The sequence below is a fragment of the Nonomuraea sp. NPDC050394 genome (genome assembly GCF_044459065.1).
Taxonomy (GTDB): domain Bacteria; phylum Actinomycetota; class Actinomycetes; order Streptosporangiales; family Streptosporangiaceae; genus Nonomuraea.
Genome location: NZ_JBITIO010000010.1, coordinates 156110 through 181907, shown reverse-complemented (window position 1 = coordinate 181907; position 25798 = coordinate 156110). Strand labels below are relative to the sequence as shown.

Here is a 25798-nt window from a genome sequence, read left to right as displayed (position 1 = left end):
GTTTCCTCCTCGGACACCTTCACATGGCGCGATGGCTGTGGAAGATGCCCGAAAACGTGGTGGGCGTCGGGGATGGTGTCCCGGCGTCCACCACGGCCGCGGGCGAACCGCCACCGCACGCATCTCAGACGTTAACGCCGACCGGGGCACAATTGCACCCGGTCGGCATCACGTCAACTCTGCGAATCAGGCAGACGGCTCGATGACCTGACGGCGGTTGTACGTACCGCAGCTCGGGCAGGCGATGTGCGGCTGCTTCGGCGAACGGCACTGCGGGCAGCTCACCAGCGCGACAGCAGTCGTCTTCCACTGGGAGCGACGGGCGCGGGTGTTGCTCCGCGACATCTTTCGCTTCGGGACGGCCACGTCACTTCTCCTGATCGTTATCGTTCTCGGTAACCAGACCTTGCAACGACGCCCAGCGGACGTCGATCTTCTCGTGCCGGTGGTCCGGGCCGGCGTCGGCCAGCCTGACCCCGCACTCCACGCAGAGTCCCTGGCAGTCGTCACCGCACATGGGGCTCAACGGCAGTGCGAGCACCGCCGCGTCGCGGAACGTCGGCTCGAGGTCGAGCAGCTCACCGTCGAGCAGCGAATCCTCCTCCGAGGCGTCCTCGTCGGAGTAGAAGAACAGCTCCTGCAGCGCCACCTCGATGCCCGAGGAGATCGGGTCGAGACAGCGGGCGCATTCCCCGGCCAGCGGGGCCCGCGCCGTGCCACTGACGAGCACGCCTTCCATCACTGCTTCGAACCGGAGATCCAGCTCGACTTCGGCGTCCTTGGGGACACCGATCATGTCGACGCCGAGATCCGCCGGTGCCGGAAGCGAGAGCCGGCGCTCCAGCATCGTGCCCGGTCGCTTGCCCAGGTCGTGGGTGGAGATCACCCATGGGGAGCGGGGGTCGAGGTGCTGAGTCATCCTTGCTCTCGCTAGGCATGGCGAAACGATCGCCGTCGTACAAGGCCGAATAGAAAGAATACCAGGCCCTGGTCAGCCCCTGAGCCGCTCGATGAGCAGCTTGTGCACCAGATCCGGGACCAGGCCGGACACGTCCCCGCCGTAGCGGGCGATCTCCTTGACCCTGCTGGACGAGAGGAAAGAGTACTCGGGGTTGGTCGGCATGAACAGCGTCTCGACCCCGGACAGGCGATAGTTGAGCTGCGCCATCTGCAGCTCGTAGTCGAAGTCGCTGACCACCCGGATGCCCTTGACGATCGCGGGGATGTCGTTCTCCTTGCAGAAGTCGACCAGCAGGCCGTGAAACTTCCGCACCTTGACGTTCGGATACTCCTTGGTCACGGTCTGCAGGACGTCGATTCGCTCGTCGACCGTGAACAGGCTGCTCTTCTCGATGTTGATGAGCACCGCGACGGTCACCTCGTCGTAGAGCCGGGCGGACCGGCCGATGATGTCGAGATGACCGTTGGTGATGGGGTCGAACGACCCCGGGCAGACAACGCGCCGCAAGATGCCCTCCCAGGCTTACGGGTCCCTGGCGGCGCGACCGTACCAAACGGACGCTTCGCCATATCGACGGACCCTCTCCTCAACGTAGCCTTCCGGCCATACCAGGGCATTTCCCCTGCTCTCGCGTTCAACCGCGATCAGGGCGTCCTCCGCGAGCCAGCCGTTGTCCCTGAGCCGGGCCAGAACCTCCAGAACCTCGTCATCGGCGACCGCATAGGGCGGATCCGCGAACACCACGTCATAAGGCTCCTCCCCCGGCTTGGCCAGCACCCGCTCCACCCGGTCGTGCACCACCAGAGCGCCGTCCAGCCCGAGCGCCGCGGCGTTCGCCCTGATCGTCCGAGCCGCCTTCGCGTCCGACTCCACCAGCAGCGCGTGGACGGCCCCGCGTGACAAAGCCTCCAGCCCGACCGCCCCGGAACCCGCGAACAGATCCATCACCCGCGCCCCGTCCAGCCAGTGAAGTGAACCGAGGGTAGAGAAGATCCCTTCCCTTGCCCTGTCGCTGGTAGGTCGCGTCCCGCGCCCCGGCGGAACCGCCAGCCGACGCCCACCCGCGCTCCCCGCGATGATCCGAGTCATGAGGGCCATTGTCCCCCATGTCACCGCAGGTCAAGAGTGGACAAGTGTCGGCCTCGACTGCGCAAGGGTCGTTCCCTTGGGGCGGGCGGGCCCGCATGATGATGACTGCGGCCTTCGAGGTGACCCAAATGGAGGCCGACCGGCGTGATCGTGAGCCCTTCCGCACGCCGGATCCCTCGGCACCTGACCCGAGGGTGGGCCCAGCCGGGGACGGCATTCGGGGGGAGGCCGTCCCCGCCGCTGGGCCTTGTTTCCCTTTCTGCAGGTTTTCTTTCACGCCCTTTCGCCGTTACGGCAAGCCGGGTTACCGCCACCCGCCGTCGTGGGTGTCCGCCGATCGTGGTGATCGCTTCTCACGTCGCACGTGGTCCCCGCCGCAACGGCGATACGTGACCCGGCCACCGTGCCCCACCCCGGCCACCTGCCAAGGGCGCCGAGCCCCACCGCACACCACCCCACCGCCCGGCGCCACAAACCTCGGTGGTGTCCCGCCGCGCGCCCCGAGTCCCGCACCACGGCCCCGCACCGGGCGACCCGGCACCCGAGCGCCCCTGGCTGTCGGGGACCCGGTGGCGGGGCTTCTGTGGCCCGCGCCCGGGGTCGGGGTGGTCCAGGGCTGTGGGGTGATGTCCGGGTGCTGGGTGGGGTTAGGTCTTTTCGAGGTAGGTGGCTTTTTCGTCGGCCAGGAGGCGGGCTATTTCGGCTCGTAGGCCCTCGTGGGAGGTCAGGGCGGGGTCCTTTTCCAGGAAGGCGGCCGCCTCGGCTCGGGCGGTTTCGATGACGTCCTCGTCGCGTAGCAACTGCAGCATCTTCAGCGAAGAGCGCTTTCCGGACTGAGCCGCGCCCAGGACGTCGCCCTCACGGCGTTGTTCCAGGTCGACGCGGGACAGTTCGAAGCCGTCCAGGGTCGAGGCGACCGCGTCCAGGCGGGCCCTGGCCGGGGTGCCCTCGGGGAACTCGGACACCAGGAGGCACAGGCCGGGCAGACCTCCTCTGCCGACCCGGCCGCGGAGCTGGTGGAGCTGGGAGACGCCGAACCGGTCGGCGTCCATGATGATCATGACGGAGGAGTTGGGCACGTCCACGCCCACTTCGATGACCGTCGTGGCCACCAGCACGTCGACCTCGCCTCGGGTGAAGGCGCGCATGACCGCGTCCTTCTCCTCCGGCGGCAGCTTTCCGTGCAGCACCTCCAGGCGCAGGCCGTGCAGCGGGCCCCCGGCCAGCATCTCGGCCACCTCCAGGACCGCCAGCGGTGGCCGCCGGTCCTCGTCGGACGACGTCACCGACTCCAGGTCGCCCTCGTCGCCCTCCAGGTCACCGATGCGCGGGCAGACGATGTACGCCTGGCGGCCCAGGCCGACCTCCTCCCGCACGCGCTGCCAGGTGCGTTCGAGGAAGTGTGGCTTCTCGGCCGCCGGAACCACGTGGGTGGTGATCGGGGCGCGGCCCGACGGGAGCTGCGACAGCGTGGAGACCTCCAGGTCGCCGAAGACGGTCATGGCGACCGTGCGCGGGATCGGGGTGGCGGTCATCACCAGGACGTGGGGTCTGCCGCCGCCGGCCTTCTCGCGCAGGGCGTCGCGCTGCTCGACGCCGAAGCGGTGCTGCTCGTCGACGACGACCAGGCCCAAGTCGGCGAACTGCACGTGCTCCTGGAGCAGGGCGTGCGTGCCGACGACGATGCCGGCCGTACCGCAGGCGGCGTCGAGAAGGGCCGCGCGGCGGGCCGCCGCGCCCATCGAGCCGGTGAGCAGGGTGACCGCGGTGCCGCCGAACATGCCGCCGGCGGCGAGGTCGCCGAGCATCGCGGTGATGGAGCGATGGTGCTGCTGGGCCAGTACTTCGGTGGGGGCGAGCAGGACGGCCTGGCCGCCCGCGTCGACGACCTGGAGCATCGCGCGCAGCGCCACCACCGTCTTGCCCGCGCCGACCTCGCCCTGGAGCAGGCGGTGCATCGGGTGGGGCAGGGCGAGGTCGGCGGCGACCTCCTCGCCCACCGCGGCCTGGCCCTCGGTCAGGGAGAACGGCAGGCGGGCGTCGAAGTCGTCGAGTATGCCACCGGAACTGCGCGGACGCGGCTTGGCCGGCCACGCGGTCGCGGCCTGCCTGCGCTGCAGCAGCACGGCCTGGAGCACGAACGCCTCGTCGAACTTCAGCCGGTCACGCGCCCGGTACACCTCACCGAAGTCCTTCGGCCGGTGGATGGCCACCAGCGCGTCGCCGAGATCGGCCAGGCCGTGTCGGGCGCGCAGGTCGGCGGGCAGCGGGTCGTCGAGCGGGCCGAGCGTGTCGAGCACGATGCCGATCGCGCGCCTGATCGCCCAGGGAGTGAGGTCCTTGCCCGCCGGGTAGATCGGCACCGGCGCGGTGGAGAACTCCTCCGCGCTGGTCTCGCTCTCGTCGAACAGCTCGAACTCGGGATGCGTCAGCTGCCAGCGCGGGGTGGCGCGGGAGCCGAAGGCGCCGACCTTTCCGGCGAACATGCCGCGTCTGCCCGGCTTCAGGCGGGACTCGGCCACGTGGGAGCCCTTGCCGAAGAACGACAGGTAGATCTTCTTGCCGGTGCCGTCGACGACCTCGACCTCCAGCCAGGTGCCACCGCGGTTGCGCATGGGCTTGCGCATCGCGCGGGTGACCTCGCCGACCACGGTGACGTGCTCGTCGACCTCCAGCATGTCGAGAGAGGTGAGCTCGCCGCGCTCGGCGTAGCGGCGCGGATAGTGGCGCAGCAGGTCGCCCACCGTCTCCAGGCCGAGCACGCCGTGCAGGAGCTTGGCGGTCTTCGGGTCGAGCGCCTTGGCCAGCGGCTCGTCGAATCGGCTTCTTCTGCCCCCTTCGTCGGAGGAGGAGGAAGAAGCCATGGCGCTGTGTTCGCTCACGGTCATATGTTCTACCGCGTGTGACCGACAGGAATCATTCCACGCCGATGAGCAGCGGGTAGCCGCCCTGGCCGCCGGAGTAGACGACCAGGTCGGCGTCGGGGCGCGACGTGGACAGGTGCCGCTCCACGTGCGGCGCGAGCCGTACCGGAGCGTCCTTGCCCGTGACGAGGGTCACGAGCTCGCCGCCGCCCGCCAGCATCCGGTCGACGACGAGCGTGGCGACCTCGTCGAGCGCGGCGCCGATGTGCACGACGTCGCCGTCGATCAGGCCAAGCACGTCGCCGGGACGGCACAGCCCCGCGCTGGTGACGGCCTCGCGGTCGGCGACGGTGATGTGGCCGTGGCGGGTGTGTCCGGCGGCGTCGGTCATCGCGACCACGTCGTCGTCGAAGCGGCGCAGCGGGTCGTGGACGGCCAGCGCCGCCAGCCCCTGCACGGTGGCCTTGGTGGGCAGCACGCTGACGGTGACGCCGTCCTCGCGGGCGATCTCCGCCGCGGCGGCGGCCACGTCGCCCACGCTCTCGTCGTTCGGCAGCACCGTGACCTCGCCACCCGCCTCGCGGATCGCGGCCAGCATCTCGGGCAGGGAGGGGCTGGTGCCGGGCTCGCGGCGTACCACGACGGCCCCGCACTCCTCGAACAGCGCCGCGATCCCGTCGCCCGCCGCGACCGCCACCACGCCCCTGCCCGCGCCGCCTCTGTGCGTACGCTCGGCGAGGTAGGTCACCCTGATCCGGTGCGGGCGTCCCGCCCTCAGCGCCGCCTCGATCGCCGGACCGGCCTCCTCGACATGCACGTGGACGTTCCACAGCCCGTCGCCGCCGACCACGACCAGCGAGTCGCCCATAGCGTCGAGCTCGGCGCGCAGCCCGGCCACCGCCTCGTCCTCGGCGTCGAGCAGGTACATCACCTCGTAGCCCGCGCCCACCTCGGCCATCGGCGTCACGCGCCCGGTCGGGGCGGGCACCTCGAAGCGCCGCGTGTGGGTGCCGGTGATCACCGCCTCCAGCGACTCCAGGATGATCGCCAGCCCGGCTCCGCCCGCGTCCACCACGCCGCTGCGCGCCAGCACGTCGAGCTGCTCGGGGGTGCGTCCGAGCGCCGTGCGCGCCTGCCCCGCCGCCCGCCTGGCGACCTCTTCGAGGTCACCGTCCAGATCGTGTACGGCTACCGCCACGGCCGACAGCACGCTGAGCACGGTCCCCTCGACGGGCCTGGCCACCGCCTGCCTGGCCAGCTCGGCCGCCCTGACCAGCGCCGTCCGCAGGTCCGAGCCGCCCTTCAGCACCTCGGCCAGCCCGCGCAGCGCCTGGCTGACGATGACGCCCGAGTTGCCGCGGGCGCCGACCATCGCGCCGTAGGAGAGGGTCTGCCAGACCACGGCCCCGTCCACGTCGTCGGGCAGCGACTCGACCGCCTCGGCTGCCGACAGCATGGTCAGGTACAGGTTGGTGCCCGTGTCACCGTCCGCGACGGGGAAGACGTTGAGCGCGTCGATCTCCGCTCTGGCCCGGCCCAGCGAGTCCGCCGCCAGCCGTGACCAACGCCGCACCGCGGGCGGCTCCAAGACCTGCATGTGGGCGATCCGACCTCCCTGAATGCGCTACCGTTAATGGAGGAGAATATCCCCGTTCGCCGGGGCGTCCAGTGCTGAGTTCGCGCCCACTGGTGCGGATCAGATATTCTCGTCTGGCTAGCCGGTTGTCCCGGCATGCCCTCCGCCCGGAATGCATCAGCGGACAGGGCTACATCGACTGTTTTAAAGGAGCGATACCGTGGCTTCCGTCTGCGATGTCTGCCGCAAGGGGCCGACCTTCGGCAACAACGTGTCCCACTCGCACCGCCGCACCCGTCGTCGTTGGAACCCCAACATCCAGACGGTTCGCGCGGTCATCGGCGGCACGCCGAAGAAGCTGAACGTGTGCACCTCGTGCATCAAGGCGGGCAAGGTCACCCGCTGACACAACTCTTCTCTCAAAAGCCCGGCGCACCCCTAGAGCGCCGGGCTTTCGTGATGTCCGTCCTCCGCGACCGGCCGGCCGTCAGCGCGTTGAAGTAGCCCGCGCGCGCCATTCCCATGCGTGGTCGACCGGGCCGATGCCGCCGCCCAGCGGGAAGCCGCGTGCGATGGCGCCGGTCACGTACTCCTTCGCCTTGGCCACCGCGACCGGCATCTCGTCGCCCCGGGCCAGGTGGGAGGCGATGGCGGAGGCCAGCGTGCAGCCGGTGCCGTGGGTGTGGCGGTTGTCGTGGCGTTCGGCGCGGAAAAGGTATTCGGCGGTGCCGTCGGTCAGGAGGTCAACGGGTTCGCCCGGCAGGTGGCCGCCCTTGATGAGCGCCCAGGTGGGCCCCAGCTCCAGGATCGCGTCGGCGGCGCGGCGCAGGCCGTCCTCGTCCTCGACCTTCACCGACGTGAGCTGCTCGACCTCCCAGAGGTTGGGCGTGACCACGGTCGCCACCGGCAGCAGCCGCGTCTTGAGCGACTCCACGGCCTCGGGCATGAGCAGCGTGTCGCCGTGCTTGGAGACCCCGACCGGGTCCACCACCGCGGGCGCGTCGTAGGCGCCGAGCACCTCGGCGACCAGCTCGACCAGCGTGGGCGAGGCCAGCATGCCGGTCTTGACGGCCTGCGCGCCGATGTCGCCCAGCACGGAGTCGAGCTGCGCGCGTACGGCCTCCGGCGGCAGCTCCCAGTAGCCCTGGACGCCCAGGGAGTTCTGCGCGGTGACCGCGGCGATGACGCTCATGCCGTGCACGCCGTTGGCGAGCATGGTCTTCAGATCGGCCTGGATGCCCGCACCGCCGCCGGAGTCGGATCCGGCGACGGTCAGGACGCGTGGAGGGGTCACAACCGTCATGTCCCCCATCCAACCATTCAGCTGAGCGAGCACTCCCCGCCGACCAGCCCGCAACTCTCCGGCGCCTTGCCCCTGCCGATCGCGGTGAACGTCACGCTCGCCGTCGCACCGGTCGCCAGCGACTGGGAGACGTCGATGATCAGCAGCTGGCCGTCCTGGGTCCAGCCGGCGCCGTCCACGTCCGTGACCCTGCCGGAGACCGGCAGCGACACGGTCAGGCCGCCCATCGTCTCGGTGGAGGCGTTGACCACATCGACGCTCGCCCTGTAGGCGGTGAGGCCCTGCTTCGTGACGTCGAAGCGCACGTTCACCGAACTGCCGCCCGGCGCCTGCCTGAGGCCCGAGGACTGCGTGTTCTGCGGGTTCGGCACCCCGGCGTCCGTCGGGAAGGTGCCCGAGCTCGGCTCCGCCGTACTGGTCGGCTCCGAGGTCGGCTCCTCGGTCACCGTGGACTCGGGCGTGGGCTCGGCGTCCTCGGTGGGCTGCGTGGTCTTCTTCTGCTTCGTCTTGGTCGGGGTGGGCTTGGGAGTCGGGGTACGGCGGGGCGCACGCGCGCTGAACGTCGGCGTCGGCCGCTTCGACTCCGAAGGCATCGCCTCCTCGGGCTCTTCCGTCACCTGCTCCTCATCCGGTTCCCCCTCGCCGGGACCCGGATCACTGACCGACGGAACGGGCTGGCCGTTGTTCCCCGACTGCTGAACGGCCGCGCAACTCCCCTGCTTGCATTCGCCGGAGGCGCCCATCATCTTGACGCCGGCCACCGTACCGCCGAGCACCACGGCCACGGCCGCCACCGACAACAGCGCCACCCGCGCCCTGCCACCGGACGGCGGCGCGCCGGGCAGGTCGTCACCACGGGGCGGCGGCTTGCCGCGGCCGCGCTTGCTCTTGCCCTGGGGTTCCTCGGGGATGTCACCTTCGGACGACCAGCCGGAACCCAGGAAGCCGTCATTGCTCTCGGCCCAGGCGGGCATCGGCGAGACGACGGTCGGGGACCCGGCCACCTTGATGTCGCCGGGTTCGGGCGGCAGGCCGCCGTTGTCCCAGGGTTGGGCGGCGGTGTGCTGCGCCGTGGCGTCGTCCTGGGCCGCGAAGGGATCCGGCGGTTGCGCCGCGAACGGGTCCGAGGCGGGGCGGCCCTGGCTCGGGAAGGGATCGGAGACGTCCTGACCCGCAAAGGGCGGCTGACCCGAGAGCGGCGGTTGCCCCGCGACCGGCGGTTGGCCCGAGAGCGGGGCTTGCCCCGGATGCGGCGGTTGACCCGGAAGCGGAGCTTGACCCGAGACCGGAGCTTGACCCGGAAGCGGGGCTTGCCCCGGATGCGGCGGTTGGCCCGGAAGCGGGGCTTGACCCGAGACCGGAGCTTGACCCGAGCCCGGGGGTTGGCCCGAGACCGGGGGTTGGCCCGAGACCGGGGGTTGGGCCGCGAAAGGATCCGACGGGAAGGCCGCCGTGTTCCCGTCGCTTCCAGGCTGCTCACCGAAGCGCTGGGTCTCGTCGTGCGGCCGCTCGAACGCCCCGCCACCTACCGACCGATTGAAAGGTCCAGAGGCGGAGGGCTGAGGCGGCGGAGCGAAGGCCCCCGTGGTCTCGAACGGCTCAGGGGTACGCCCGACGGGCCCTTGCCCGGGAGCCGCGCCCTGAAAGCCGTCGAAGGCGTCGGGACGCGTAAAGGCCCCGGTGGTCTCAAAGGGATCCGTCCCAGAGGCCCCGATCATCGGACCACCCCCGGAACGCCCCGCCATCGGGTCCCCGCCAGGGTGACCCGCCCTGGGCTCCGCACCGGGACGACCCGCCATCGGGTCCATGCCAGGACGACCCGCCGGCGGGTCGCCGGCGGGATGGCCGGGTGTCGAGCCGGTGCCGGGATGACCGGATGCGGCGCCCATGCCCGCGCCACCGGGGATGGGGCCCGTGTGAGCGGGCCCGTCCGTCGGGCCTGGGCCGGGACGGCCTGCCATCGGGTCCATGCCGGGACGGCCCATCATCGGGTCCATGCCGGGACGGCCCGCCATGGGGTCTGCGCCGGGGCGGCCCATCGTGGGGTCACCCGTGGGGTGGCCGGGTGCCGAGGCCGGGCTGGGGTGGCCCATCGTGGGGTCAGCTGTGGGGTGGCCGGGGCGGGTGCCTGGCTGGGGGGACCATTGGCCCGTGACCTCTAGCTGGTCCGGGGGTGCCGGCCAGCCCGGCTCCTGGTCGTTGATGGCGAAGAAGGAGCTGGTGGCCGAAGGATCCGGGGCTGCTGACCAGGCGGCGGCTGGATCGGTGGTGGACCTGAAGTCCTCCTCCTGTGAGTCGTCCGGCCTGCTCATCCCCCAATCACTGCCGTCATCGGATCCACCTGTGCCGTGGCGGCCCATGGCTGCCCTTTCTGCCGGTTACAGTGGCCGCCAATCTTCATAACACCTTTACTACGCCTTTGTCACAGCTTTCACGGGAGTCACTACTCATTCCCCGAAAATTTTACGTAAAACGGGACAAGTCATCCCTGGAAGTGGTCCCAACCCCGTGGTCCATCGTCACGCCCCGTAACCGTGACGCCCTCGCCGGCCTCGATCCGGCCCACGATTCGCCACTCGGGCGGCAGCCGTACCTCCGAGGGGAACACCGCCACCAGCGCGTGATCCTCACCCCCGGCCAGTACCCAGTCGAGCGGGTCGGCCCCGAGTTCCTTGGCGGCGGCCAGCACCGGCTCGTCCACCGCGAACGCGGCCGGATCCAGCACGATCCGCACGCCGCTCGCCTTCGCGATGTGCCCCAGGTCCTGTAGGAGGCCGTCGCTGACGTCCATCATCGCGCTCGCCCCGAGCCGCGCCGCCTCGGGCCCGCTCCGGTACGGCGGGCGAGGCCGCCGATGCCCCTCCACAGCCTCCAGCAGCAGCCCTTCCACCCCCGCAGCTCCAGCCCCCGCCTCTGGCAAGGCCTCCCCGGACACGACCGCATGGGAAACGGTGCCACGCGAGCCCGAGCCGGCCGGCCAAACCCCTCCCCGCCCAGGCCCTACGACACCGGGGACAGAGGAACCGGGATCCGTGGGCGGGGAGGCGGGGCCTGTGGGAGCGGCGGAGGCCGGGTCCGTGGGTGCGGTGGCTGGGGGTGTGGGACCGGAGGGCGGGCCCGCGTGGGCAGAGGCCGGGTCCCTGGGGGCGGCGGCCGGGGGCGTGGGACGGGAGGGCGCGCCCGCGTGGGCAGAGGCCGAGTCCGTGGGTGCGGTGGGCGGGTCCGTGGGTGCGGTGGGCGGGGGTGTAGGGGCAGAGGCCGGGTCCCTGGGGGCGGCGGCCGGGGGCGTGGGACCGGAAGGCGATGTGTTGGCGGGCCCAGGAGTGGGGGCGGTGGACGCGGGCCCGCCCGTGGGGGTGGGAGTGGTGGGGGGTGGAGGCGTGGACCCCGGCGTGGGGGTGGGAGGGGTGGGGGTGCTGGTGGGAGGGGTGGGGGTGCTGGTGGGTGGGGTGGGGGTGCTGGTGGGTGGGGTGGGGAGGTGGCCGGATTCCAGGAGGGCCAGGCCGGCGGCGGCGTGGCCCAGGCGGCCGGCTATGGCGACCATCTCGCCGGGCCGGGCTCCGGAGCGGGTTACGGGGGCTTGGCCGGACAGGGTGCCCAGGGCGGTTACGCCTATGACCACGGTGTCGGAGCGGGCCAGGTCGCCGCCGACCACCGATGCGCCGACCAGGGCGCACTCGTCGCGGAAGCCCAACGTCAGTTCGTCCACCCAGGACAGGGGGAGGTCGGCGGGCATGCCCAGGGCGACGACCATGGAGGTGGGGGTGGCGCCCATGGCGGCTATGTCGGCGAGGTTCTGGGCGGCGGCCTTGCGGCCGACGTCGTAGCCGGAGGACCAGTCGCGGCGGAAGTGGCGGCCCTCCACGAGGAGGTCCGTGGAGACGACGACCCGGCCGTCGGGCGCGGTGACGACGGCCGCGTCGTCTCCGGGGCCGAGCAGTACGCCGGGCCCCTGGGGCAACTGTCCGGAGATTCGGGATATAACCCTAAACTCGCCGAAATTTCCGACTCTAATGGTGCACCTCCTGTGCAAATACGGTATGTGGAGGCCTGCTTCACCTGCCCGCCAGGGTGCCTACGTATGCTGAAGCACACACAGGACACGCCGGGTCACGCAGGTGCGAACCCGGGCGACCGGCCACACTCCCGCACACCGGCCGGGAAAGGGTACGGTGGCCCTTCGGCGCTGATCCAATTCGCCCTGGAGGACGTCATGGTGCAGGCCTACATCCTTATTCAGACCGAAGTGGGCAAGGCCGCGACCGTGGCCCGCGAGATCGCCGGCATCCCCGGCGTCACGCAGGCCGAGGACGTGACCGGCCCCTACGACGTGATCGTGCGCGCGGAGGCCCGCAACGTCGATGAGCTCGGCAAACTGGTCGTGGCCCAGATTCAGGCGGTGGAGGGAATCACACGTACTCTTACGTGCCCGATCGTCCACATCTAGAGCCAGAGAGCCTTTCCCTCATGCGCGCCGCCGCCGTCCTCCTCGTCCTGCTGGCCGTCTCCGGATGCGGCGGCGCCGTACAGGTGGAACCGCCCGCGCCACAGGGTGCGGCGGCCACGGCGTGCGCGAAGCTCGGCCCGCTGCTGCCCCAGACGCTGGGCGGCGCGGAGCGCACCACCTCCAGCCCCGAGTCGCCCTACGTCGCGGTCTGGGGCGAGGGCGAGATCGCGGTGCGCTGCGGCGTCGGACGGCCGGCCAGGATGGCGCCGACCGACCAGTTGCAGGAGATCGACGGGGTCGGCTGGTTCGCCGACCCGGACCGGAGCACGTTGTTCACCGCGATCACCGACGTGGCCTACGTCGAGACCACGATCGCGGCCGGGCACGTCGCCCCGGAGATCCTCGCGCGGCTGTCCGGGGCGATCGGCCAGGTCACCTCAGCGAAGACCGGGTGAACGGCGCAGCGCCAGCCGCACCAGCCGGTCGACCAGCGCCGGGTAGTCGAGCCCGGAGGCGGCCCAGAGCTGCGGCGCCACCGACAGCGAGGTGAAGCCGGGCATCGTGTTGATCTCGTTGAAGATCAGCTCGCCCTCGGCCGTGTAGAAGAAGTCGACCCGCGCCAGACCCTCGCACTCCAGCGTCTCGAACGCGCGCACCGCCATGGCGCGCAGTTCCTCGGCCACCTCGGCGGGGATGTCGGCGGGCACGGTCAGCGACATCTGGTCGGGGTAGTACTTGGCCTCGAAGTCGAAGAACGCCTGCCCGCCCTCGACCTGTACCTCGCCGGGCCGCGAGGCGGCGGGGGGATCGTCGTCCAGCGACTCCAGCACCGCGCACTCAATCTCGCGGCCGACGATCGCGGCCTCGATGAGCACCTTGGGGTCGTGCTCGCGGGCGGCCTCGACGGCCGCCTCCAGCGAGGCGCGGTCGTGCGCCTTGGAGATGCCCTGGGAGGAGCCGGCGCGGGCCGGCTTGACGAACACCGGCCAGCCGAGCTCCTCGGCCTCCTTGAGCACCCGGTCGCGGTCGAGGCGCCAGTCGCGGTCGCGTACGACCACGTAGCGGCCGACGGGCAGCCCGGCGGCGGCCATGACCGTCTTCATGTACGCCTTGTCCATGCCGACCGCGCTGGCCAGCACACCGGAGCCGACGTAGCGGACCCCGGCCATCTCCAGCAGTCCCTGGATGGTGCCGTCCTCGGCGAACGGTCCGTGCATCACCGGGAAGACCACGTCGACGGAGCCCAGCTCCACGGGGATGCTGCCGGGGTCGTAGGCCACCAGCGAACCGCCGTCGGCGGGCAGGGCGAGCGCGGCCCCCGAGGTGTCGACCACGGGCAGCTCACCCGCCTCGATGGCGAAGCGCTGGCTGCCCGTGGCGAGCACCCATCTGCCGTCCTGGGCGATCCCGATCGGGATCACCTCGTACTTGGTCCTGTCGATCGCGTCCAGAACACTGCCCGCCCCCATGAGGGAGACGGCGTGCTCGGAATTGCGACCTCCGAATACGACGGCGACGCGTGGCTTGCTCATGGTGTCCGAATCTACCGGAGACAGCCGCTCAGACGCCGTAACGCTCGGGTTTGGGCGAGCGCGACATCAGCAACATCCCCGCTTCCCCCGGCGACATGCCGTCGTGCACGACACCCACGACGACCTCGGTGATCGGCATTTCGACGTCGTGCTTGCGCGCAAGCTCCAGCACCGACTCGCAGGACTTGACGCCTTCGGCCGTCTGGCGCGTCGCGGCGATCACCTCTTCCAGGGTCATGCCCCGGCCCAGGTTCTCGCCGAACGTGCGGTTACGCGACAGCGGCGAGGTGCAGGTGGCCACCAGGTCGCCCATGCCGGCCAGGCCGGAGAAGGTGTGGGGGTCGGCGCCGAGCGCCGCGCCGAGCCGGGAGATCTCGGCCAGCCCGCGGGTGATCATCATGGCGGCCACGTTGTCGCCCATGCCCATGCCCACGGCGACGCCGACGGCCAGCGCGATCACGTTCTTGACCGCGCCGCCCAGCTCCACGCCGACGACGTCGAGATTGGTGTACGGGCGAAACCACGGCGGCAGGTGGCAGGCGTCCTGCAGCCGCTTGGCCACGGCCTCGTCAGTGCAGGCCACGACGGTCGCGGCGGGCTGGCGCTGGGCGATCTCCTTGGCCAGGTTGGGCCCGGAGACGACCGCCACGCGCTCCTCGGGCACGCCCGCGACCTCGCGGATCACCTCGCTCATCCGCTTGGTGGTGCCGAGCTCGATGCCCTTCATCAGGCTGACCAGCACCGCGTCGCCGGGGATGTGCTCGCGCCAGGTGTCCAGGTTCCCGCGCAGTGTCTGCGACGGTACGGCCAGCACCACGAAGTCGGCCCCGTCGAGCGCTTCGGCCGCCGAGTCCGTGGCACGCAGCGAGCCGGGCAGGGCGATGCCGGGCAGGTAGTCGGGGTTCTCCCCGGTCGAGTTGATCGCCGAGACGAGCTCGGGCCTGCGCCCCCAGAGCACCGTCTCGTTGCCCGCCTCGGCCAGGATCATGGCGAACGTGGTCCCCCACGATCCGGTGCCGAACACAGCGGTCTTGGTCATGCGTTCACCGCCCGGCGGGGTCGAAGGGAGTTTCCGGAGCCTTCTCGCCGCGCAGCTCGGCCAGCTGAACGGTGATCGCCGCCATGATGTCGGCGGTGGCCTCGCGCAGCACGTCGGCGTGTGCCGGCCGGCCCGCGTACTTGGACAGGTCGACCGGCGGCCCCACCGAGACCCTGAAGGTCTTGCGCGGGAACAGCCGGGGCCGCTTCTCCCCGTAGGGCAGCAGTTCCTGGGCTCCCCAGTGCGCCACCGGGACGACCTTGGCGCCGCTCTCCAGGGCCAGGCGCGCGGCGCCGGTCTTGCCTGTCATCGGCCACAGGCCGGGATCGCGGGTGACGGTGCCCTCCGGGTAGAAGAGCACGACCGCGCCGTCCCGCAGCCGCTCCGACGAGTAGCTGAGCGACTTGGCCGCGTCGCTGCTGCCCCGCTGGACCGGGATGGCCAGCAGTCCGCGCACCGCCGCCCCGAGCCCCGGCACCTTGAACAGCCCGGCCTTGGCCAGGATGACCGGCCAGCGGCCATTGTTGTAGAGGAAGTGGGCGAGCAGCACCGGGTCGGCCCACGACAGGTGGTTGGTGGCGATGATCATGCCGCCGGTCCGCGGGATGCGCTCACCATGCCGCCAGTCCTTCTTGACCAGGAGCCACGACAGCGGCTTCACGATCACCACCGCGAGGGTTTCCCAGAAGCGCGATGGTCGCACGGGGCGGCTCATGGTCTCCTCCAACAGATACGGAATGCGTCTCAAGTCTCCCGGTTGGCCGCACGGGATGTCGAGGCACGAGACTTAAGCCTATGAGCATCCGCTGGTCACTGGTCATCCCGGTGAAGACGCTGGTCGCGGCGAAGACCCGGCTGGCCGCCGCCACGGGTCCCCACCGCACCCGGCTCGCCGTCGCGGTCGCCTGCGACACCGTCTCGGCGGCGCTCTCCTGCCCGCTCGTGGCACGGGTAGTCGTGGTGACGGCCGATCCCGCCGCCGCCGGTCCGCTCGGCGCCCTCGGCGCCGAGGTGGTGCACGATCCCGACCGCGGCCTCAACACCGCCCTGCGCACGGGCGCGGCCCATGCCGTACGGCTGGCGCCGCACGAGCCCGTGGGCGCCCTCCAGGCCGACCTGCCCACGCTGCGAGCGCCGGAGCTGGCCGCGGTGCTGACGGCGGCGGCCGACCACGACCAGGCGTTCGTGCCCGACGCCCTCGACGTCGGCACCACCTTCTACGGCGTACGGCCCGGCGTCCCGTTCACCCCGCGCTTCGGCGGCGAGTCGCGGGCCAAGCACCTGGCCGGTGGCGCCAAGGAGCTGGAGCTCACGGGCATCGACTCGGTCCGCCGCGACGTGGACACCCCTGACGACCTGCGCGCGGCCATCGAACTCGGCCTGGGCCGCCACACGGCCGCCGTGGTGCGTTTGATGAAAGTGCCGCCCCGTTCTTGAGGTTACGGCGAGCCGCCCCACCCCCACCCGCCGTCGTTGGCAGGCGCAGATCGTGGAGGTCGCTTCTCACGTCGGACGTGGTCCCCACCGCAACGGCCCACCTCGACCAGCTAAGTGGGTCCAGACCCCCGGAACCGGCCGGCTTTGAGCGCGCGGCCCCCGGCGAGAGGTGAGGGTCAGGGGTTGGGGAGAGGGTCAGGGGGTTGGGGCGAGTGTCACGGGGCCGGGGTCAGGTCGAGGTGGCGGATCGAGCGGGACAGGACCACGGGCAGGTGCGCGGCGGCGACCAGCAGCACGCCGGTCACGAACACCGCCCGCCCGCCGGCCCACTCCCCCAGCGCCCCGCCGAGCAGCCCGCCGATCGGCACCGCGCTCCACATGAGGAAGCGCATGCTGGCGTTGACCCGGCCGAGCAGGTGCTCGGGTGTGGTGCGCTGGCGGTAGCTGACCTGGGTGATGTTGAACACCACGCCGATCGCCCCGGCCAGCAGCGTGAACACCGGGAGCAACGCCAGCCGCCACCCGCCGGCGACCAGCGTCAGGGGCAGGTTGAGCACCATGGCCACGGCCGCCGCCCCGGCCATGGTGCGTCCGGGGCCGAAGCGCGCGGTGATCCGGGTGGAGAAGGCCGCCCCCGCCAGCCCGCCGACGGCGCCCACGGACAGCATCAGGCCGTAGAGCCCGGCGCCGACGCCCAGCTCCTTGATCAGGTAGAGCGGCTGGCCGACGAACCAGATGCCGTTGCCGAGCTGTGCCAGCGCGCCGAGCAGGGCGATGACGCGCAGGACGGGCTCGGTGACCACGTACCTGACGCCTTCGGCGACCTCCCGCCGCAGCCGCCGCCCCGCCTGCTTGGGCGTGGGCGTCTCCCGGACGCGTACGCGCGACAGCAGTACCCCTGAGGCGAGATAGCTGACGGCGTCGGCCAGCAGCGCGAACGGCGCGGTCAGCCACTGCACGAGCAGGCCGCCGAGACCGGGTCCCGCCAGCATGGAGATCCTGCTGGTGGCCTCCAGGACGCTGTTGCCGCGTTCGAGCCCGTCCTTGCCGACGACGGCGGGCAGGAAGCTCATGTGCGCGACGTCGAAGAAGACCGTGCAGAAGCCGATGACCAGCGCGACCAGGTAGAGCTGGATCAGCGAGAACACCCCGAGCCACGCGGCGACCGGGATGCTCAGCAGCGCGAAGCCGCGGATCAGGTCGGTCCACACCAGGATGGGACGGCGGCGCAGCCGGTCAACCCAGACCCCTGCGGGCAGCCCGACCAGCAGGAAGGCGATCATCTCCGCGGCGGTGAGCAGTCCGAGCTGGAACGGCCCGGCGTCCAGGGTGAGCACCGCGGCCAGCGGGAGGGCGACGAACGTGACCTGCGTGCCGGCCTGTGTCACGGCATTCGCCACCGCGAATCGCGAAAAGTCGGCATTCCCCCGAAGGCGCATGGGTCTCGATCTTCCGGGGCTCGCCCGCCCGGGTCAAACGATTTACGCTGGTCGCGTGCAGGCGACAGTGCGTACCTACGACCCGGCCACCCGTTCGGGAACGGTCTTTCTCGACGACGGCACGGTCCTCGACTTCCCGACCCGTGCCTTCGACGCGGGACCGCTCCTGCTGCTGCGCTCCGGTCAGCGCGTGAACCTGGCCGTGGCCGACGGAGAGGTCACGTTCATCACGCTCTCGACCTTCCCGATGCCCTGAAACGCGAGGGCCCGGATCCCGCTCGGAAGCGGGACCCGGGCCATCACGCAGAAGTGACTACTTCTTCTTCGACGCCTTCTTGCCGCCGGCGTTCACCAGCTCCTTGAAGTCGGAGCCGGGACGGAACTTGGGCGCCCAGCTCTCGGCCACCTTGATCTCCGCACCGGTCGACGGGTTCCTGGCCGTGCGCGCAGGCTTGTGAACCATCTCGAACGCGCCGAAGCCCGTGATCGAGACCTTGTCTCCGCTCGCCACAGCCTTCTGGACGGCGTCGATAATCGCGTTCACGGCCTCGGTGGCCGTCTTCTTGTCGCCCACCCGGTCAGCGATGGCGTCGACGAGTTCCCGCTTGTTCATCTATCCCCCTGTTACGGCTCGGGGTTCCAGCACTCTCGCCTCACGTAGAAACCCCTTACGCGCTCGAAATTAAGGGGCTTTCCGGGGGAACTCAATCACCGGGCGTGTTTTCTTGACCGCGTGGCGTGTCGTCGAGCCCTTCGATGAAGGCCTCCAGACGGCAGGCCGCGCGCTCCGGATCACGCTTGGCCAGGTCGCAGATCGCCAGATATCTGCGGGCGGCACGCTCTTTCTCGTCGGCGGGGAGCATGCGGACGCGGCGGTGCGCCTCGCGCAACCGCCGCGCCAGTTCGTCGTCTTCCAGGTCGTCGTCTAGACGGTCGTCGGCAGCCATGGCTGCCGACCATTCTCGTACGTGGCGATGTCGCCGGCGTGACGCAGGGTCAGCCCGATGTCGTCCAGGCCCTCCAGCAGCCGCCAGCGCGTGTAGTCGTCGATCTCGAAACTCCACGCGTCCCGGCCGTGGCGCACCTCGCGTTCCACCAGGTCGACGGTGATCTGGGTGGCCGGGTCCGCCTCGACGGCGGCCTGCAGTTCCTCGACGACCTTGGCGTCCAGGATGACGGGGAGCAGGCCCATCTTGGTGGAGTTGTTGCGGAAGATGTCGCCGAAGCGGGCGGCGATCACCACGCGGAAGCCGTACTGCTGGATGGCCCAGACGGCGTGCTCGCGCGAGGAACCCGTGCCGAAGTCCGGACCGGCGAGCAGGATCGAGGCGCCGTCGTGGACGGGGTTGTTCAGGACGAAGGAGGGGTCCTCGCGCCAGGCGGAGAACAGGCCCTTCTCGAAGCCGGTGCGGCTGACCTGCTTGAGCCAGACGGCCGGGATGATCTGGTCGGTGTCGACGTTGCTGCGGCGCAGCGGCACCGCCGTACCGGTGTGGGTGGTGAAGGCGTCCATGTGCGTGGTCCTCTGCGGTCAGGCCGTGACGGCCAGGTCGGCGGGCGCGGTCAGGCGGCCGGTTACGGCGGTGGCGGCGGCGACCTGCGGCGACACCAGGTGGGTGCGACCGCCCTTGCCCTGACGGCCCTCGAAGTTGCGGTTGGAGGTCGAGGCGCTGCGCTCACCCGGCTGGAGCGTGTCGGGGTTCATGCCCAGGCACATCGAGCAGCCGGCCTGCCTCCACTCGGCCCCGGCGGCCTCGAAGACCTTGTCCAGGCCCTCCTTCTCGGCCTCCAGCTTGACCAGCATCGAACCGGGCACGATCAGCGTGCGCGTCTTCACCTGCCGCCCGCGCAGGATCTCGGCGGCGGCGCGCAGGTCCTCGATGCGGCCGTTGGTGCACGAGCCGACGAAGACGGTGTCGACCTCGATCTCGCTCAGCGGCGTGCCCGCGGTCAGGCCCATGTACTCCAGCGCCCGCTCGGCCGCCGCCCGCTCGGTCGCGTCCGCCATCTCCGCCGGATCAGGTACGGCCGCGCCCAGCGGCAGCCCCTGCCCGGGATTGGTGCCCCAGGTGACGAACGGCGTGAGGACCGAGGCGTCGATCTCCACGACCTTGTCGAACTCCGCGTCGTCGTCGGTCCTCAGCGTCTTCCAGTACTCGACTGCGGTGTCCCAGTCCGCACCCGAGGGCGCGTGTTTACGGCCCTTGAGGTAAGCGAACGTGGTCTCATCCGGAGCGATCATGCCCGCGCGGGCGCCGGCCTCGATCGACATGTTGCAGACGGTCATCCGGCCCTCCATCGAGAGCTTGCGGACGGCCTCGCCCCGATACTCCACGATGTAGCCCTGGCCGCCGCCGGTGCCGATCTTGGCGATGATGGCCAGGATCAGGTCCTTGGCGGTGACGCCCACGGGCAGTTCGCCGGAGACCTCGATCGCCATCGTCTTGGGCCGGTAGGCGGGCAGTGTCTGGGTGGCCAGCACATGCTCGACCTCGGAGGTGCCGATGCCGAAGGCGATGCCGCCGAACGCGCCGTGGGTGGAGGTGTGAGAATCGCCACACACGATCGTCATGCCCGGCTGGGTCAGGCCGAACTGGGGGCCGATGATGTGCACCACGCCCTGCCCGGCGTCGCCCATCGGGTGCAGCCGGACGCCGAACTCGGCGGCGTTCTTGCGCAGGGTCTCGACCTGCGTCTTGGAGACCGGGTCGCTGATGGGGCCCAGCACGGTCGGCACGTTGTGGTCTTCGGTGGCGATGGTGAGATCGGGCCGGCGCACCTCGCGCCCGGCCATGCGGAGGCCGTCGAACGCCTGCGGGCTGGTCACCTCGTGGATGAGGTGAAGGTCGATGAAGAGCAGGTCGGGTTCGCCTTCCGCGCGCCGTACGACGTGTTGCTCCCAGACCTTCTCCGCCAGTGTGCGGCCCATTGATCTCCTCCTTGAGACTCCGCGCCGACTTGCTTTCTCATATGTCGAGACGGCAGTATCGGTGTATGGACAACTCTAGCGGAGTCGGCGTACTGGACAAGGCCGTTCTCGTGCTCAATGCCCTGGAGGCCGGACCGGCCTCGCTCGCGCAGCTGGTTCAGGCCACCGGTCTGGCCAGGCCGACGGCACACCGCCTGGCCGTGGCGCTGGAGCACCACCGCATCGTGACGCGCGACACGCAGGGCAGATTCGTCCTCGGACCGCGTTTGTCGGAGTTGTCCACCGCGGCGGGCGAGGACCGCCTGCTGGCCGTCGCGGCGCCGGTGCTGACCCAGTTGCGTGATTTGACCGGCGAGAGCGCCCAGCTTTACCGGCGCCAGGGTGACGAGCGCGTGTGCGTGGCCGCCGCCGAGCGGGCCAGCGGGCTGCGCGACACCGTGCCCGTCGGGTCGGCGCTGCCGATGACCGCCGGGTCCGCCGCGCAGATTTTGCTCGCCTGGGAGGAGCCCGACCGGCTGCACCGGGGGCTGCGCGGGGCCAAGTTCACCGCCGCGACCCTGGCCAGCGTGCGCCGGCGCGGATGGGCCCACAGCGTGGGCGAACGCGAGCAGGGTGTGGCCAGCGTCTCGGCCCCCATCAGGGGCAGCGGCGGCAAGGTGATCGCCGCCGTCTCCGTCTCCGGCCCCATCGAACGCCTCACCCGCGCGCCCGGCCGGCTGCACGCCGTGCCGGTGATGGCGGCGGCCGAGCGGATCACCGAGTCGATGCGCCGTTCTTCCTGAGGTGCCATGATCAGCTAAACCGTGTATTTGGGGAGCCGAGCGCGTCCCGGGCGCACTAGCCTGAGTGGGTGACAGATCGCATCGAGGTAGCCGCCACTGAGCTGCGACCCCTGCTCGAAGAGTTCATCGTCTGGGCGCGCACCAACGCCCCCGACAGCTCCCCCGAACTGGTGGGACCCGCCGCTCTTTGGCACCGCATCACCTTCTCCCCCAACGTCGGTACCTGGACGCGTGCCAACGTGCGGGGGGTCATGCTCGAACAGATGCCCAAGGTGGTGGACGACCCCGATGCCGCCGCCGACGGCATGGTCCCGGCGCTCGACGCCTACCTCACGTTCCTGTCGAAGTCCGGCCGCCTGAGCGAGCGCTCGGACGCGCTGGCCGACCTCCTCGGCGAGCTCGCCGACGTCGAGGAGGAGTTCATCGATCTGATGGAGGACCTCATCGGCGACGAAGAGGGCGACGACGACGCTGACGAGGACGACGAGGAGGAAGGTGGCGATCTCGGGGACTTCGAGCCGTTCGCCGACCGCCTCGCCGAGCTCGACACGATCCGGCTCAGCCCCGACTCCGAGCTGGCCGAGGCGGTGCGCGCCGTACCGCTGATCGCCAAGGCCCGTGACCTGTCGGTCTGGGTCGGCACCGGGCGCCGGGTCGGCGACGAGGCGCTGCTGTCCGACGACGAGGTGATCGAGGCACTCGACGTGGTCGGGCTGCCGAAGCCGCAGGCCGGCGAGGACGTCCCGCAGCTGTGGAACATCTGGAACCTCGCGGTCGACCTGGAGTTCATCGAGCCGGCCGGCGACGACACCGTCAGCGTCGACGACGACACCGCGAGCTGGCCCTTCGACGACGACGAGGACGTACTCGACGCGTGGATGCTGGGCCTGCACTCGGTCGACTACGGCGACCCCGAGCTCGACGACGACGATCTCACCATGGCCCTGGCCGGCCTCACCCGCGGGCTGCTGATCCGGCTGCTGCTGGCCGGCGGCGCCCGCGAGCTCGACGGCCTCAGGCGCGAGCTGGAGGAGGCGGCCGCCGAGGTCGACGAGCTCGGCTCCGAGGCCTGGGCGGCGGCCGCCCGCCACTACGGCGGCGACCCGCTCGCCCCCGTGCTCGACTGGCTGGTCGGCTACGGCATGGTGACCGTCTCCACCGAGGTCACGCTGACCCCGCTCGGCGTGGAAGGCGTCGTGCACCTGGCCGACGACGCCGACATCGAGGTGGACGCGCGGCCCGCCATCGAGTCCATGAGCGCCCTCGACCTGCTCACGCTGAGCGCCGAGCTGCCGGAGGAGGAGGCCGACGCCGAGTTCGCCGCGTGGATGGAGCTGCGCGAGCCTGGCCGGGCCGCCGAGGAACTCCTGGAGGCCGCGGCGCAGGACGACAACGACGCCCTGGTCCGCGTACAGGCGGCCAGCGTCGTCGGCACGCTGGGCGAGGCCGCCGTCCCCGCCTGGCAGGAGGCGCTCAACCACCCGGCGCTGCGCCCCTACGCCGCCACCCACCTCAGCCAGCTTGAGGTCCCGGACGCCCCCGAACCCACCCAGGACGACACCCACTGGCTCATCCTGGACATGTGGACCATCTCCGCGGGTCTGGGCCGCGCCGAGTTCGTGAGCAGCCTGCGTGACATCGGGCCCGAGCTCCTGAACAACCTCCTGGAGGTCATCTGGAAGATCCCCCACGCGCACGTGGAGGAGCTTCTCGACCTGATCTCCCAGGTCCACCCGGACAAGCAGGTCGCCAAGGCGGCCAAGCGCGCCCTGTTCAAGGCCCGCTCCACCGCCTGACCCCGGCCGCCCTCCGCCCCGGAAGACTCAGCGGGCGGAGGGCGGTTTCAAGCTCACGCGGGCGACCGCGGGCAACTGGTCCGTCTCCAGGGCCTGGCGCATGTGCGGGATCGCCACGCCGGCCAGGTGCTCCTTGATCTCGTCGATCGGGGCGCGCTCGTCGGCGACCAGGCGCAGCCGTACCTCTGGACGGCGGGGTGAGCCCGCCAGGTCGGCGCTCGCGCTGAGCACGGCGGGGCTCTCCGCGGCCTCCGCCGCGACGGCGTCGGTCACGCCGCTCGCGGAGATCTCCGTGACGCCCGCGGGCCCGTCGTCGAGGCGCAGCGACGACAACCTCGACCGCCTCGCCTGTACGGCCAGCCACCGCAACCCCAGCACGACCAGCACGATCCCCCCGAGCGCCACCAGCCACCAGGCCCAGGAGAAGGCGAAGAACTCCCTGACGGGCCCGTTCACCAGCGGCTCTGCGGCCGGCGCCCAGTCCTGCGGCATCAGCGCGAGACTCCTGGCCACCGCCGCGCCCCCGAGTACGGCCAGCAGCAGCCCGACCAGGGCCAGGCCGAGACGGTTGCCCCGGCGGGTGGTGCGGTTCACGGTCGCTCCTTCAGCCGGACGGACACCTGGTAACGCTGGACCGGCGCGAGCCCCGCGATCCTCGCCAGCACGGCCTCGCGCACCTGCTCGCCGGTGGCGGCGTCGTTCCAGCCGCTGGTGGTCGCCGTGACCGCGACGGTGCGCCCGCGCAGCGCTGCGACGGCCGAGCGCACGCCCGGCACCTCACCCGCGGCGTGGGCCAGGGTGTCGGAGAAGCTCTGCGGCCGGACCCCGATGACGAGCTGCGGGTCGCTGGTGTGCAGCGGGACCATCCTCGGCCGGCCGGGCACGAACGCCAGCACCAGCAGCGCCATCCCGATCAGCGTCAGCACGATGGCGCCGATCAGTACGAGCGGGCTCTGCCATAGCGTGGCGGAACCCCACTCCAGCATGGTCGCGGCCGGCAGCCAGCCGAGCGGGCGGCCGAAGAGCCAGGAGATCACCTCGGCGGCCACGACCGCGCCCAGCGCGACCAGCAGCACGGCCACGATCACCGCCGGAACCGTGCGCTGGGGCCGGAACTCCTTGAGCGCCGCCCGGTCCCCCGGCGCGGCGCTCACGACACCGCCCCCTCGGATTCCGGCGCCAGGTGCGTGACGATGACGTCGATCTCGGTGGCGCGCAGCCCGGTCATGCGGGCCAGCTCATCGGTCAGCTCCCCGCGGATGTGGCGGGCGGTCGAGCGCAGCGGCGCCGGGTAGCCGACGGTGACGAAGAGCCGGACCCTGACCTGGTCGCCGTCCACCCGGGCGGCCGTGGTGCGCGTCCAGGGCAGCCCGTCGTGCTCGGTGACCGCGCGTACCCCGGGCATCGTCCCGGCCAGCTCGCAGGTGATGCGGGTGGCCGCCCGGTCGGTGATCGTGGTGCGCCCGCGCGACTCCGGCGGCACCCGCTGGGCGGGCAGCAGCACGTCGGCGGGCGCCGTGGCCTCGATCGCGGTGGTCTCGGTGGCCGTCATTTGCGTCTCACGGTGATCGGTGGCGGTCATTTGCGTCTCACGGTGAGATGGGCGACGTTCACCTCGCCGCCCTCGGCGAGGCGGCCGACGAGGAAGCCGAGCGCGCCGAGCAGCAGCACCAGCAGGAACGCCCCGATGCCGCCGAAGGCGCCGGCGAGGCCGAGCACCATGCCTACGGCCATACCGATGATGGACAGCGGGTAGTTCGTCATGAGGTCTCCTCCAGGTCGTCGATGCGGATGTTGACCGGGCGACCGCCCGCCAGGCCCGCCACCTCGCGGCGGACCGTCGCGGCGAGCTGGGGCAGCGGGTGCCCGTTGCGGGCGACGATCGAGATCTCGACGCCGTCGTCGCGCACGGCCACCCCCACCAGGCGCTCACCCGGCAGATAGGTGGACACCGTCCCGAACGGGCCGCCGGACAGGGCGGCCACCCCCGGGACGCGGCGCGCCTTCTCGGCGATCGCCCGCGCGTCGGTCATTGGACCCGGGGCTCCTTCCTGGGCGCCTCCTCGGACTTCTGGCCCGGCATGTGCACGTCGTCGACCTTGATGTTGACCTCGGTGACCTCCAGGCCGCACATGCGCTCGACCGCCGAGACGACGTTCTTGCGCACCGCTCCGGCCAGGTCGGGGATGGCGGTGCCGTACTCGACGACGAGGTCCAGGTCGACGGCGGCCTGGCGTTCGCCGACCTCGACGGAGACTCCCTGCGTGACGCTCTTGTCGGCGCCGACGATTCCCCGCACCGTCCCCATGGCGCGCGCGGCGCCCGCGCCCATGTCGTATACGCCGTTGACCTCGCGGGCGGCGAGCCCGGCTATCTTGGCCACGACGGCGTCATCGATGGTGGTGGTGCCATTCTCACTGTCGAGCGCGCCGCTGGCGGAGCCGTTCTGGGTCCGTGCCCGCGGTACGGCCGGCGTCTCCTTGACCGTGGCTTCCGACACGATCGTCACCCCCGAGAATTGAAGTATCACAGCATGTAGTGACTGCTATGCAGCCTAATTTCCGACATACCGGGAAAAATGCGTCATGAGCTGGATTTATTGAC

General features: G+C 71.1%; 29 protein-coding genes and 1 pseudogene. 7 read left to right on the top strand and 23 right to left on the bottom strand.

The genetic code is table 11. The features are described 5' to 3' along the window. Nucleotides 1-186: 186 nt before the first annotated feature. From rpmF to ACIBKY_RS34170, 6 genes are all read right to left on the bottom strand, one after another. On the bottom strand, nucleotides 187-366 hold the full coding sequence (gene rpmF / locus ACIBKY_RS34195; RefSeq protein ID WP_157250905.1) for a 50S ribosomal protein L32: 180 nt from the start codon (nucleotides 364-366) through the stop codon (nucleotides 187-189). 1 nt (nucleotide 367) lies between these two features. Then, nucleotides 368-919 (bottom strand): YceD family protein, encoded by a 552-nt coding sequence (locus tag ACIBKY_RS34190; RefSeq protein WP_397103239.1) that lies wholly within the window; start codon nucleotides 917-919, stop codon nucleotides 368-370. A gap of 72 nt (nucleotides 920-991) precedes the next feature. Then, on the bottom strand, nucleotides 992-1468 hold the full coding sequence (gene coaD, locus ACIBKY_RS34185; RefSeq protein WP_379612477.1) for a pantetheine-phosphate adenylyltransferase: 477 nt from the start codon (nucleotides 1466-1468) through the stop codon (nucleotides 992-994). A 15-nt stretch (nucleotides 1469-1483) separates the two neighbouring features. Then, nucleotides 1484-2050 (bottom strand): 16S rRNA (guanine(966)-N(2))-methyltransferase RsmD, encoded by a 567-nt coding sequence (gene rsmD, locus ACIBKY_RS34180; RefSeq protein WP_397103237.1) that lies wholly within the window; start codon nucleotides 2048-2050, stop codon nucleotides 1484-1486. 647 nt (nucleotides 2051-2697) lie between these two features. Next, a complete protein-coding gene (gene recG / locus ACIBKY_RS34175) occupies nucleotides 2698-4914 on the bottom strand; it encodes an ATP-dependent DNA helicase RecG (RefSeq protein ID WP_397103590.1) in 2217 nt (738 codons plus the stop codon). 52 nt (nucleotides 4915-4966) lie between these two features. Then, nucleotides 4967-6511: a DAK2 domain-containing protein gene (locus tag ACIBKY_RS34170; RefSeq protein ID WP_397103235.1), complete on the bottom strand. Its 1545-nt coding sequence runs from the start codon at nucleotides 6509-6511 to the stop codon at nucleotides 4967-4969. 199 nt (nucleotides 6512-6710) lie between these two features. Between ACIBKY_RS34170 and rpmB the strand changes: the two genes are divergently transcribed. After that, nucleotides 6711-6896, top strand: coding sequence for a 50S ribosomal protein L28 (gene rpmB / locus ACIBKY_RS34165; protein ID WP_049556934.1), 186 nt, complete (start codon nucleotides 6711-6713; stop codon nucleotides 6894-6896). A gap of 81 nt (nucleotides 6897-6977) precedes the next feature. Here the strand turns inward: rpmB and thiD are convergent, their stop codons facing one another. The 3 genes and pseudogenes from thiD to ACIBKY_RS34150 form a co-directional block, all read right to left on the bottom strand. Then, the gene (gene thiD, locus ACIBKY_RS34160; RefSeq protein ID WP_397103233.1) at nucleotides 6978-7802 is read right to left on the bottom strand and encodes a bifunctional hydroxymethylpyrimidine kinase/phosphomethylpyrimidine kinase; all 825 of its coding nucleotides are present in this window, start codon (nucleotides 7800-7802) and stop codon (nucleotides 6978-6980) included. Between the two features lie 8 nt (nucleotides 7803-7810). After that, complete coding sequence (locus tag ACIBKY_RS34155; protein WP_397103231.1) at nucleotides 7811-8797, bottom strand: hypothetical protein; 987 nt, start codon at nucleotides 8795-8797, stop codon at nucleotides 7811-7813. Between the two features lie 2477 nt (nucleotides 8798-11274). After that, nucleotides 11275-11826, bottom strand: a pseudogene (locus tag ACIBKY_RS34150) (thiamine-monophosphate kinase); the annotation flags it as partial. A 180-nt stretch (nucleotides 11827-12006) separates the two neighbouring features. Between ACIBKY_RS34150 and ACIBKY_RS34145 the strand changes: the two are divergent. Together ACIBKY_RS34145 and ACIBKY_RS34140 are read left to right on the top strand one after the other, a co-directional pair. After that, the gene (locus ACIBKY_RS34145; protein WP_184960545.1) at nucleotides 12007-12240 is read left to right on the top strand and encodes an Lrp/AsnC family transcriptional regulator; all 234 of its coding nucleotides are present in this window, start codon (nucleotides 12007-12009) and stop codon (nucleotides 12238-12240) included. A 20-nt stretch (nucleotides 12241-12260) separates the two neighbouring features. Next, complete coding sequence (locus ACIBKY_RS34140) at nucleotides 12261-12695, top strand: DUF3515 domain-containing protein (protein WP_397103229.1); 435 nt, start codon at nucleotides 12261-12263, stop codon at nucleotides 12693-12695. Here ACIBKY_RS34140 and ACIBKY_RS34135 read toward each other — a convergent pair. From ACIBKY_RS34135 to ACIBKY_RS34125, 3 genes are read right to left on the bottom strand one after another with little or no spacing between them, the layout of a single operon-like run. Further along, nucleotides 12678-13772 carry a D-alanine--D-alanine ligase family protein gene (locus ACIBKY_RS34135; RefSeq protein ID WP_397103227.1) on the bottom strand — a complete coding sequence of 365 codons (1095 nt, stop codon included), beginning with the start codon at nucleotides 13770-13772 and terminating at the stop codon, nucleotides 12678-12680. The two genes, ACIBKY_RS34140 and ACIBKY_RS34135, sit on opposite strands and share 18 nt — an antisense overlap. A 28-nt stretch (nucleotides 13773-13800) precedes the next feature. Next, nucleotides 13801-14811 (bottom strand): NAD(P)H-dependent glycerol-3-phosphate dehydrogenase, encoded by a 1011-nt coding sequence (locus tag ACIBKY_RS34130; RefSeq protein ID WP_397103225.1) that lies wholly within the window; start codon nucleotides 14809-14811, stop codon nucleotides 13801-13803. Between the two features lie 4 nt (nucleotides 14812-14815). After that, nucleotides 14816-15526, bottom strand: coding sequence for a lysophospholipid acyltransferase family protein (locus ACIBKY_RS34125; protein WP_397103223.1), 711 nt, complete (start codon nucleotides 15524-15526; stop codon nucleotides 14816-14818). Nucleotides 15527-15606: 80 nt separating this feature from the next. On the opposite strand from ACIBKY_RS34125, the gene cofC reads away from it, so the two are divergent. Then, entirely contained in the window at nucleotides 15607-16248 is a 642-nt protein-coding gene (gene cofC / locus ACIBKY_RS34120; RefSeq protein WP_397103221.1) for a 2-phospho-L-lactate guanylyltransferase, read from the top strand. Nucleotides 16249-16463: 215 nt separating this feature from the next. Here cofC and ACIBKY_RS34115 read toward each other — a convergent pair whose 3' ends face one another. Next, complete coding sequence (locus ACIBKY_RS34115) at nucleotides 16464-17687, bottom strand: MFS transporter (RefSeq protein WP_397103219.1); 1224 nt, start codon at nucleotides 17685-17687, stop codon at nucleotides 16464-16466. Between the two features lie 55 nt (nucleotides 17688-17742). Here ACIBKY_RS34115 and ACIBKY_RS34110 point away from each other — a divergent pair, with 55 nt between their 5' ends. Further along, nucleotides 17743-17943: a hypothetical protein gene (locus tag ACIBKY_RS34110; RefSeq protein ID WP_184960401.1), complete on the top strand. Its 201-nt coding sequence runs from the start codon at nucleotides 17743-17745 to the stop codon at nucleotides 17941-17943. Between the two features lie 57 nt (nucleotides 17944-18000). Here the strand turns inward: ACIBKY_RS34110 and ACIBKY_RS34105 are convergent, their stop codons facing one another. The 4 genes from ACIBKY_RS34105 to leuC form a co-directional block, all read right to left on the bottom strand. Next, complete coding sequence (locus ACIBKY_RS34105; protein ID WP_157250888.1) at nucleotides 18001-18300, bottom strand: HU family DNA-binding protein; 300 nt, start codon at nucleotides 18298-18300, stop codon at nucleotides 18001-18003. 91 nt (nucleotides 18301-18391) lie between these two features. Beyond that, nucleotides 18392-18634, bottom strand: a complete 243-nt coding sequence (locus ACIBKY_RS34100; protein WP_397103217.1) for a hypothetical protein — start codon at nucleotides 18632-18634, stop codon at nucleotides 18392-18394. After that, on the bottom strand, nucleotides 18613-19200 hold the full coding sequence (leuD, locus tag ACIBKY_RS34095) for a 3-isopropylmalate dehydratase small subunit (protein WP_397103215.1): 588 nt from the start codon (nucleotides 19198-19200) through the stop codon (nucleotides 18613-18615). The genes ACIBKY_RS34100 and leuD overlap by 22 nt, the downstream gene beginning before the upstream one ends. 18 nt (nucleotides 19201-19218) lie before the next feature. Next, nucleotides 19219-20616, bottom strand: coding sequence for a 3-isopropylmalate dehydratase large subunit (gene leuC, locus ACIBKY_RS34090; RefSeq protein ID WP_397103213.1), 1398 nt, complete (start codon nucleotides 20614-20616; stop codon nucleotides 19219-19221). A 65-nt stretch (nucleotides 20617-20681) separates the two neighbouring features. Here leuC and ACIBKY_RS34085 point away from each other — a divergent pair, with 65 nt between their 5' ends. Both ACIBKY_RS34085 and ACIBKY_RS34080 read left to right on the top strand, forming a co-directional pair. Next, nucleotides 20682-21398 (top strand): IclR family transcriptional regulator, encoded by a 717-nt coding sequence (locus tag ACIBKY_RS34085; protein WP_157250884.1) that lies wholly within the window; start codon nucleotides 20682-20684, stop codon nucleotides 21396-21398. A 68-nt stretch (nucleotides 21399-21466) separates the two neighbouring features. After that, on the top strand, nucleotides 21467-23194 hold the full coding sequence (locus tag ACIBKY_RS34080) for a hypothetical protein (RefSeq protein ID WP_397103211.1): 1728 nt from the start codon (nucleotides 21467-21469) through the stop codon (nucleotides 23192-23194). A gap of 27 nt (nucleotides 23195-23221) precedes the next feature. Here the strand turns inward: ACIBKY_RS34080 and ACIBKY_RS34075 are convergent, their stop codons facing one another. Genes ACIBKY_RS34075 through ACIBKY_RS34050 form a run of 6 tightly spaced genes read right to left on the bottom strand, consistent with a single transcriptional unit; the run spans nucleotide 23222 to nucleotide 25694 of the window. Next, nucleotides 23222-23788, bottom strand: a complete 567-nt coding sequence (locus tag ACIBKY_RS34075) for a hypothetical protein (RefSeq protein ID WP_397103209.1) — start codon at nucleotides 23786-23788, stop codon at nucleotides 23222-23224. Further along, nucleotides 23785-24348: a DUF6286 domain-containing protein gene (locus ACIBKY_RS34070; RefSeq protein WP_397103207.1), complete on the bottom strand. Its 564-nt coding sequence runs from the start codon at nucleotides 24346-24348 to the stop codon at nucleotides 23785-23787. Before ACIBKY_RS34070 ends, ACIBKY_RS34075 begins: the two co-directional genes overlap by 4 nt. Further along, nucleotides 24345-24746 (bottom strand): hypothetical protein, encoded by a 402-nt coding sequence (locus ACIBKY_RS34065; RefSeq protein ID WP_397103205.1) that lies wholly within the window; start codon nucleotides 24744-24746, stop codon nucleotides 24345-24347. Before ACIBKY_RS34065 ends, ACIBKY_RS34070 begins: the two co-directional genes overlap by 4 nt. 26 nt (nucleotides 24747-24772) lie before the next feature. Further along, entirely contained in the window at nucleotides 24773-24958 is a 186-nt protein-coding gene (locus ACIBKY_RS34060; protein WP_397103203.1) for a hypothetical protein, read from the bottom strand. Then, nucleotides 24955-25227 carry a hypothetical protein gene (locus tag ACIBKY_RS34055; protein WP_397103201.1) on the bottom strand — a complete coding sequence of 91 codons (273 nt, stop codon included), beginning with the start codon at nucleotides 25225-25227 and terminating at the stop codon, nucleotides 24955-24957. Before ACIBKY_RS34055 ends, ACIBKY_RS34060 begins: the two co-directional genes overlap by 4 nt. Then, the gene (locus ACIBKY_RS34050; protein WP_397103588.1) at nucleotides 25224-25694 is read right to left on the bottom strand and encodes an Asp23/Gls24 family envelope stress response protein; all 471 of its coding nucleotides are present in this window, start codon (nucleotides 25692-25694) and stop codon (nucleotides 25224-25226) included. The genes ACIBKY_RS34055 and ACIBKY_RS34050 overlap by 4 nt, the downstream gene beginning before the upstream one ends. Nucleotides 25695-25798 lie beyond the last annotated feature (104 nt).

Coding starts and splice junctions, on each gene's coding strand:
- ACIBKY_RS34170 (WP_397103235.1), bottom strand. CDS start 6,511: ATGCAGGTCTTGGAGCCGCCCGCGGTGCGGCGTTGGTCACGGCTGGCG.
- ACIBKY_RS34055 (WP_397103201.1), bottom strand. CDS start 25,227: ATGACCGACGCGCGGGCGATCGCCGAGAAGGCGCGCCGCGTCCCGGGG.
- ACIBKY_RS34085 (WP_157250884.1), top strand. CDS start 20,682: ATGGACAACTCTAGCGGAGTCGGCGTACTGGACAAGGCCGTTCTCGTG.
- ACIBKY_RS34125 (WP_397103223.1), bottom strand. CDS start 15,526: ATGAGCCGCCCCGTGCGACCATCGCGCTTCTGGGAAACCCTCGCGGTG.
- ACIBKY_RS34065 (WP_397103205.1), bottom strand. CDS start 24,746: ATGACGGCCACCGAGACCACCGCGATCGAGGCCACGGCGCCCGCCGAC.
- ACIBKY_RS34105 (WP_157250888.1), bottom strand. CDS start 18,300: ATGAACAAGCGGGAACTCGTCGACGCCATCGCTGACCGGGTGGGCGAC.
- leuC (WP_397103213.1), bottom strand. CDS start 20,616: ATGGGCCGCACACTGGCGGAGAAGGTCTGGGAGCAACACGTCGTACGG.
- thiD (WP_397103233.1), bottom strand. CDS start 7,802: ATGGGGGACATGACGGTTGTGACCCCTCCACGCGTCCTGACCGTCGCC.
- recG (WP_397103590.1), bottom strand. CDS start 4,914: ATGGCTTCTTCCTCCTCCTCCGACGAAGGGGGCAGAAGAAGCCGATTC.
- ACIBKY_RS34140 (WP_397103229.1), top strand. CDS start 12,261: ATGCGCGCCGCCGCCGTCCTCCTCGTCCTGCTGGCCGTCTCCGGATGC.
- ACIBKY_RS34100 (WP_397103217.1), bottom strand. CDS start 18,634: ATGGCTGCCGACGACCGTCTAGACGACGACCTGGAAGACGACGAACTG.
- ACIBKY_RS34060 (WP_397103203.1), bottom strand. CDS start 24,958: ATGACGAACTACCCGCTGTCCATCATCGGTATGGCCGTAGGCATGGTG.
- ACIBKY_RS34145 (WP_184960545.1), top strand. CDS start 12,007: ATGGTGCAGGCCTACATCCTTATTCAGACCGAAGTGGGCAAGGCCGCG.
- ACIBKY_RS34130 (WP_397103225.1), bottom strand. CDS start 14,811: ATGACCAAGACCGCTGTGTTCGGCACCGGATCGTGGGGGACCACGTTC.
- leuD (WP_397103215.1), bottom strand. CDS start 19,200: ATGGACGCCTTCACCACCCACACCGGTACGGCGGTGCCGCTGCGCCGC.
- rsmD (WP_397103237.1), bottom strand. CDS start 2,050: ATGACTCGGATCATCGCGGGGAGCGCGGGTGGGCGTCGGCTGGCGGTT.
- ACIBKY_RS34115 (WP_397103219.1), bottom strand. CDS start 17,687: ATGCGCCTTCGGGGGAATGCCGACTTTTCGCGATTCGCGGTGGCGAAT.
- cofC (WP_397103221.1), top strand. CDS start 15,607: ATGAGCATCCGCTGGTCACTGGTCATCCCGGTGAAGACGCTGGTCGCG.
- ACIBKY_RS34190 (WP_397103239.1), bottom strand. CDS start 919: ATGACTCAGCACCTCGACCCCCGCTCCCCATGGGTGATCTCCACCCAC.
- ACIBKY_RS34135 (WP_397103227.1), bottom strand. CDS start 13,772: ATGAGCAAGCCACGCGTCGCCGTCGTATTCGGAGGTCGCAATTCCGAG.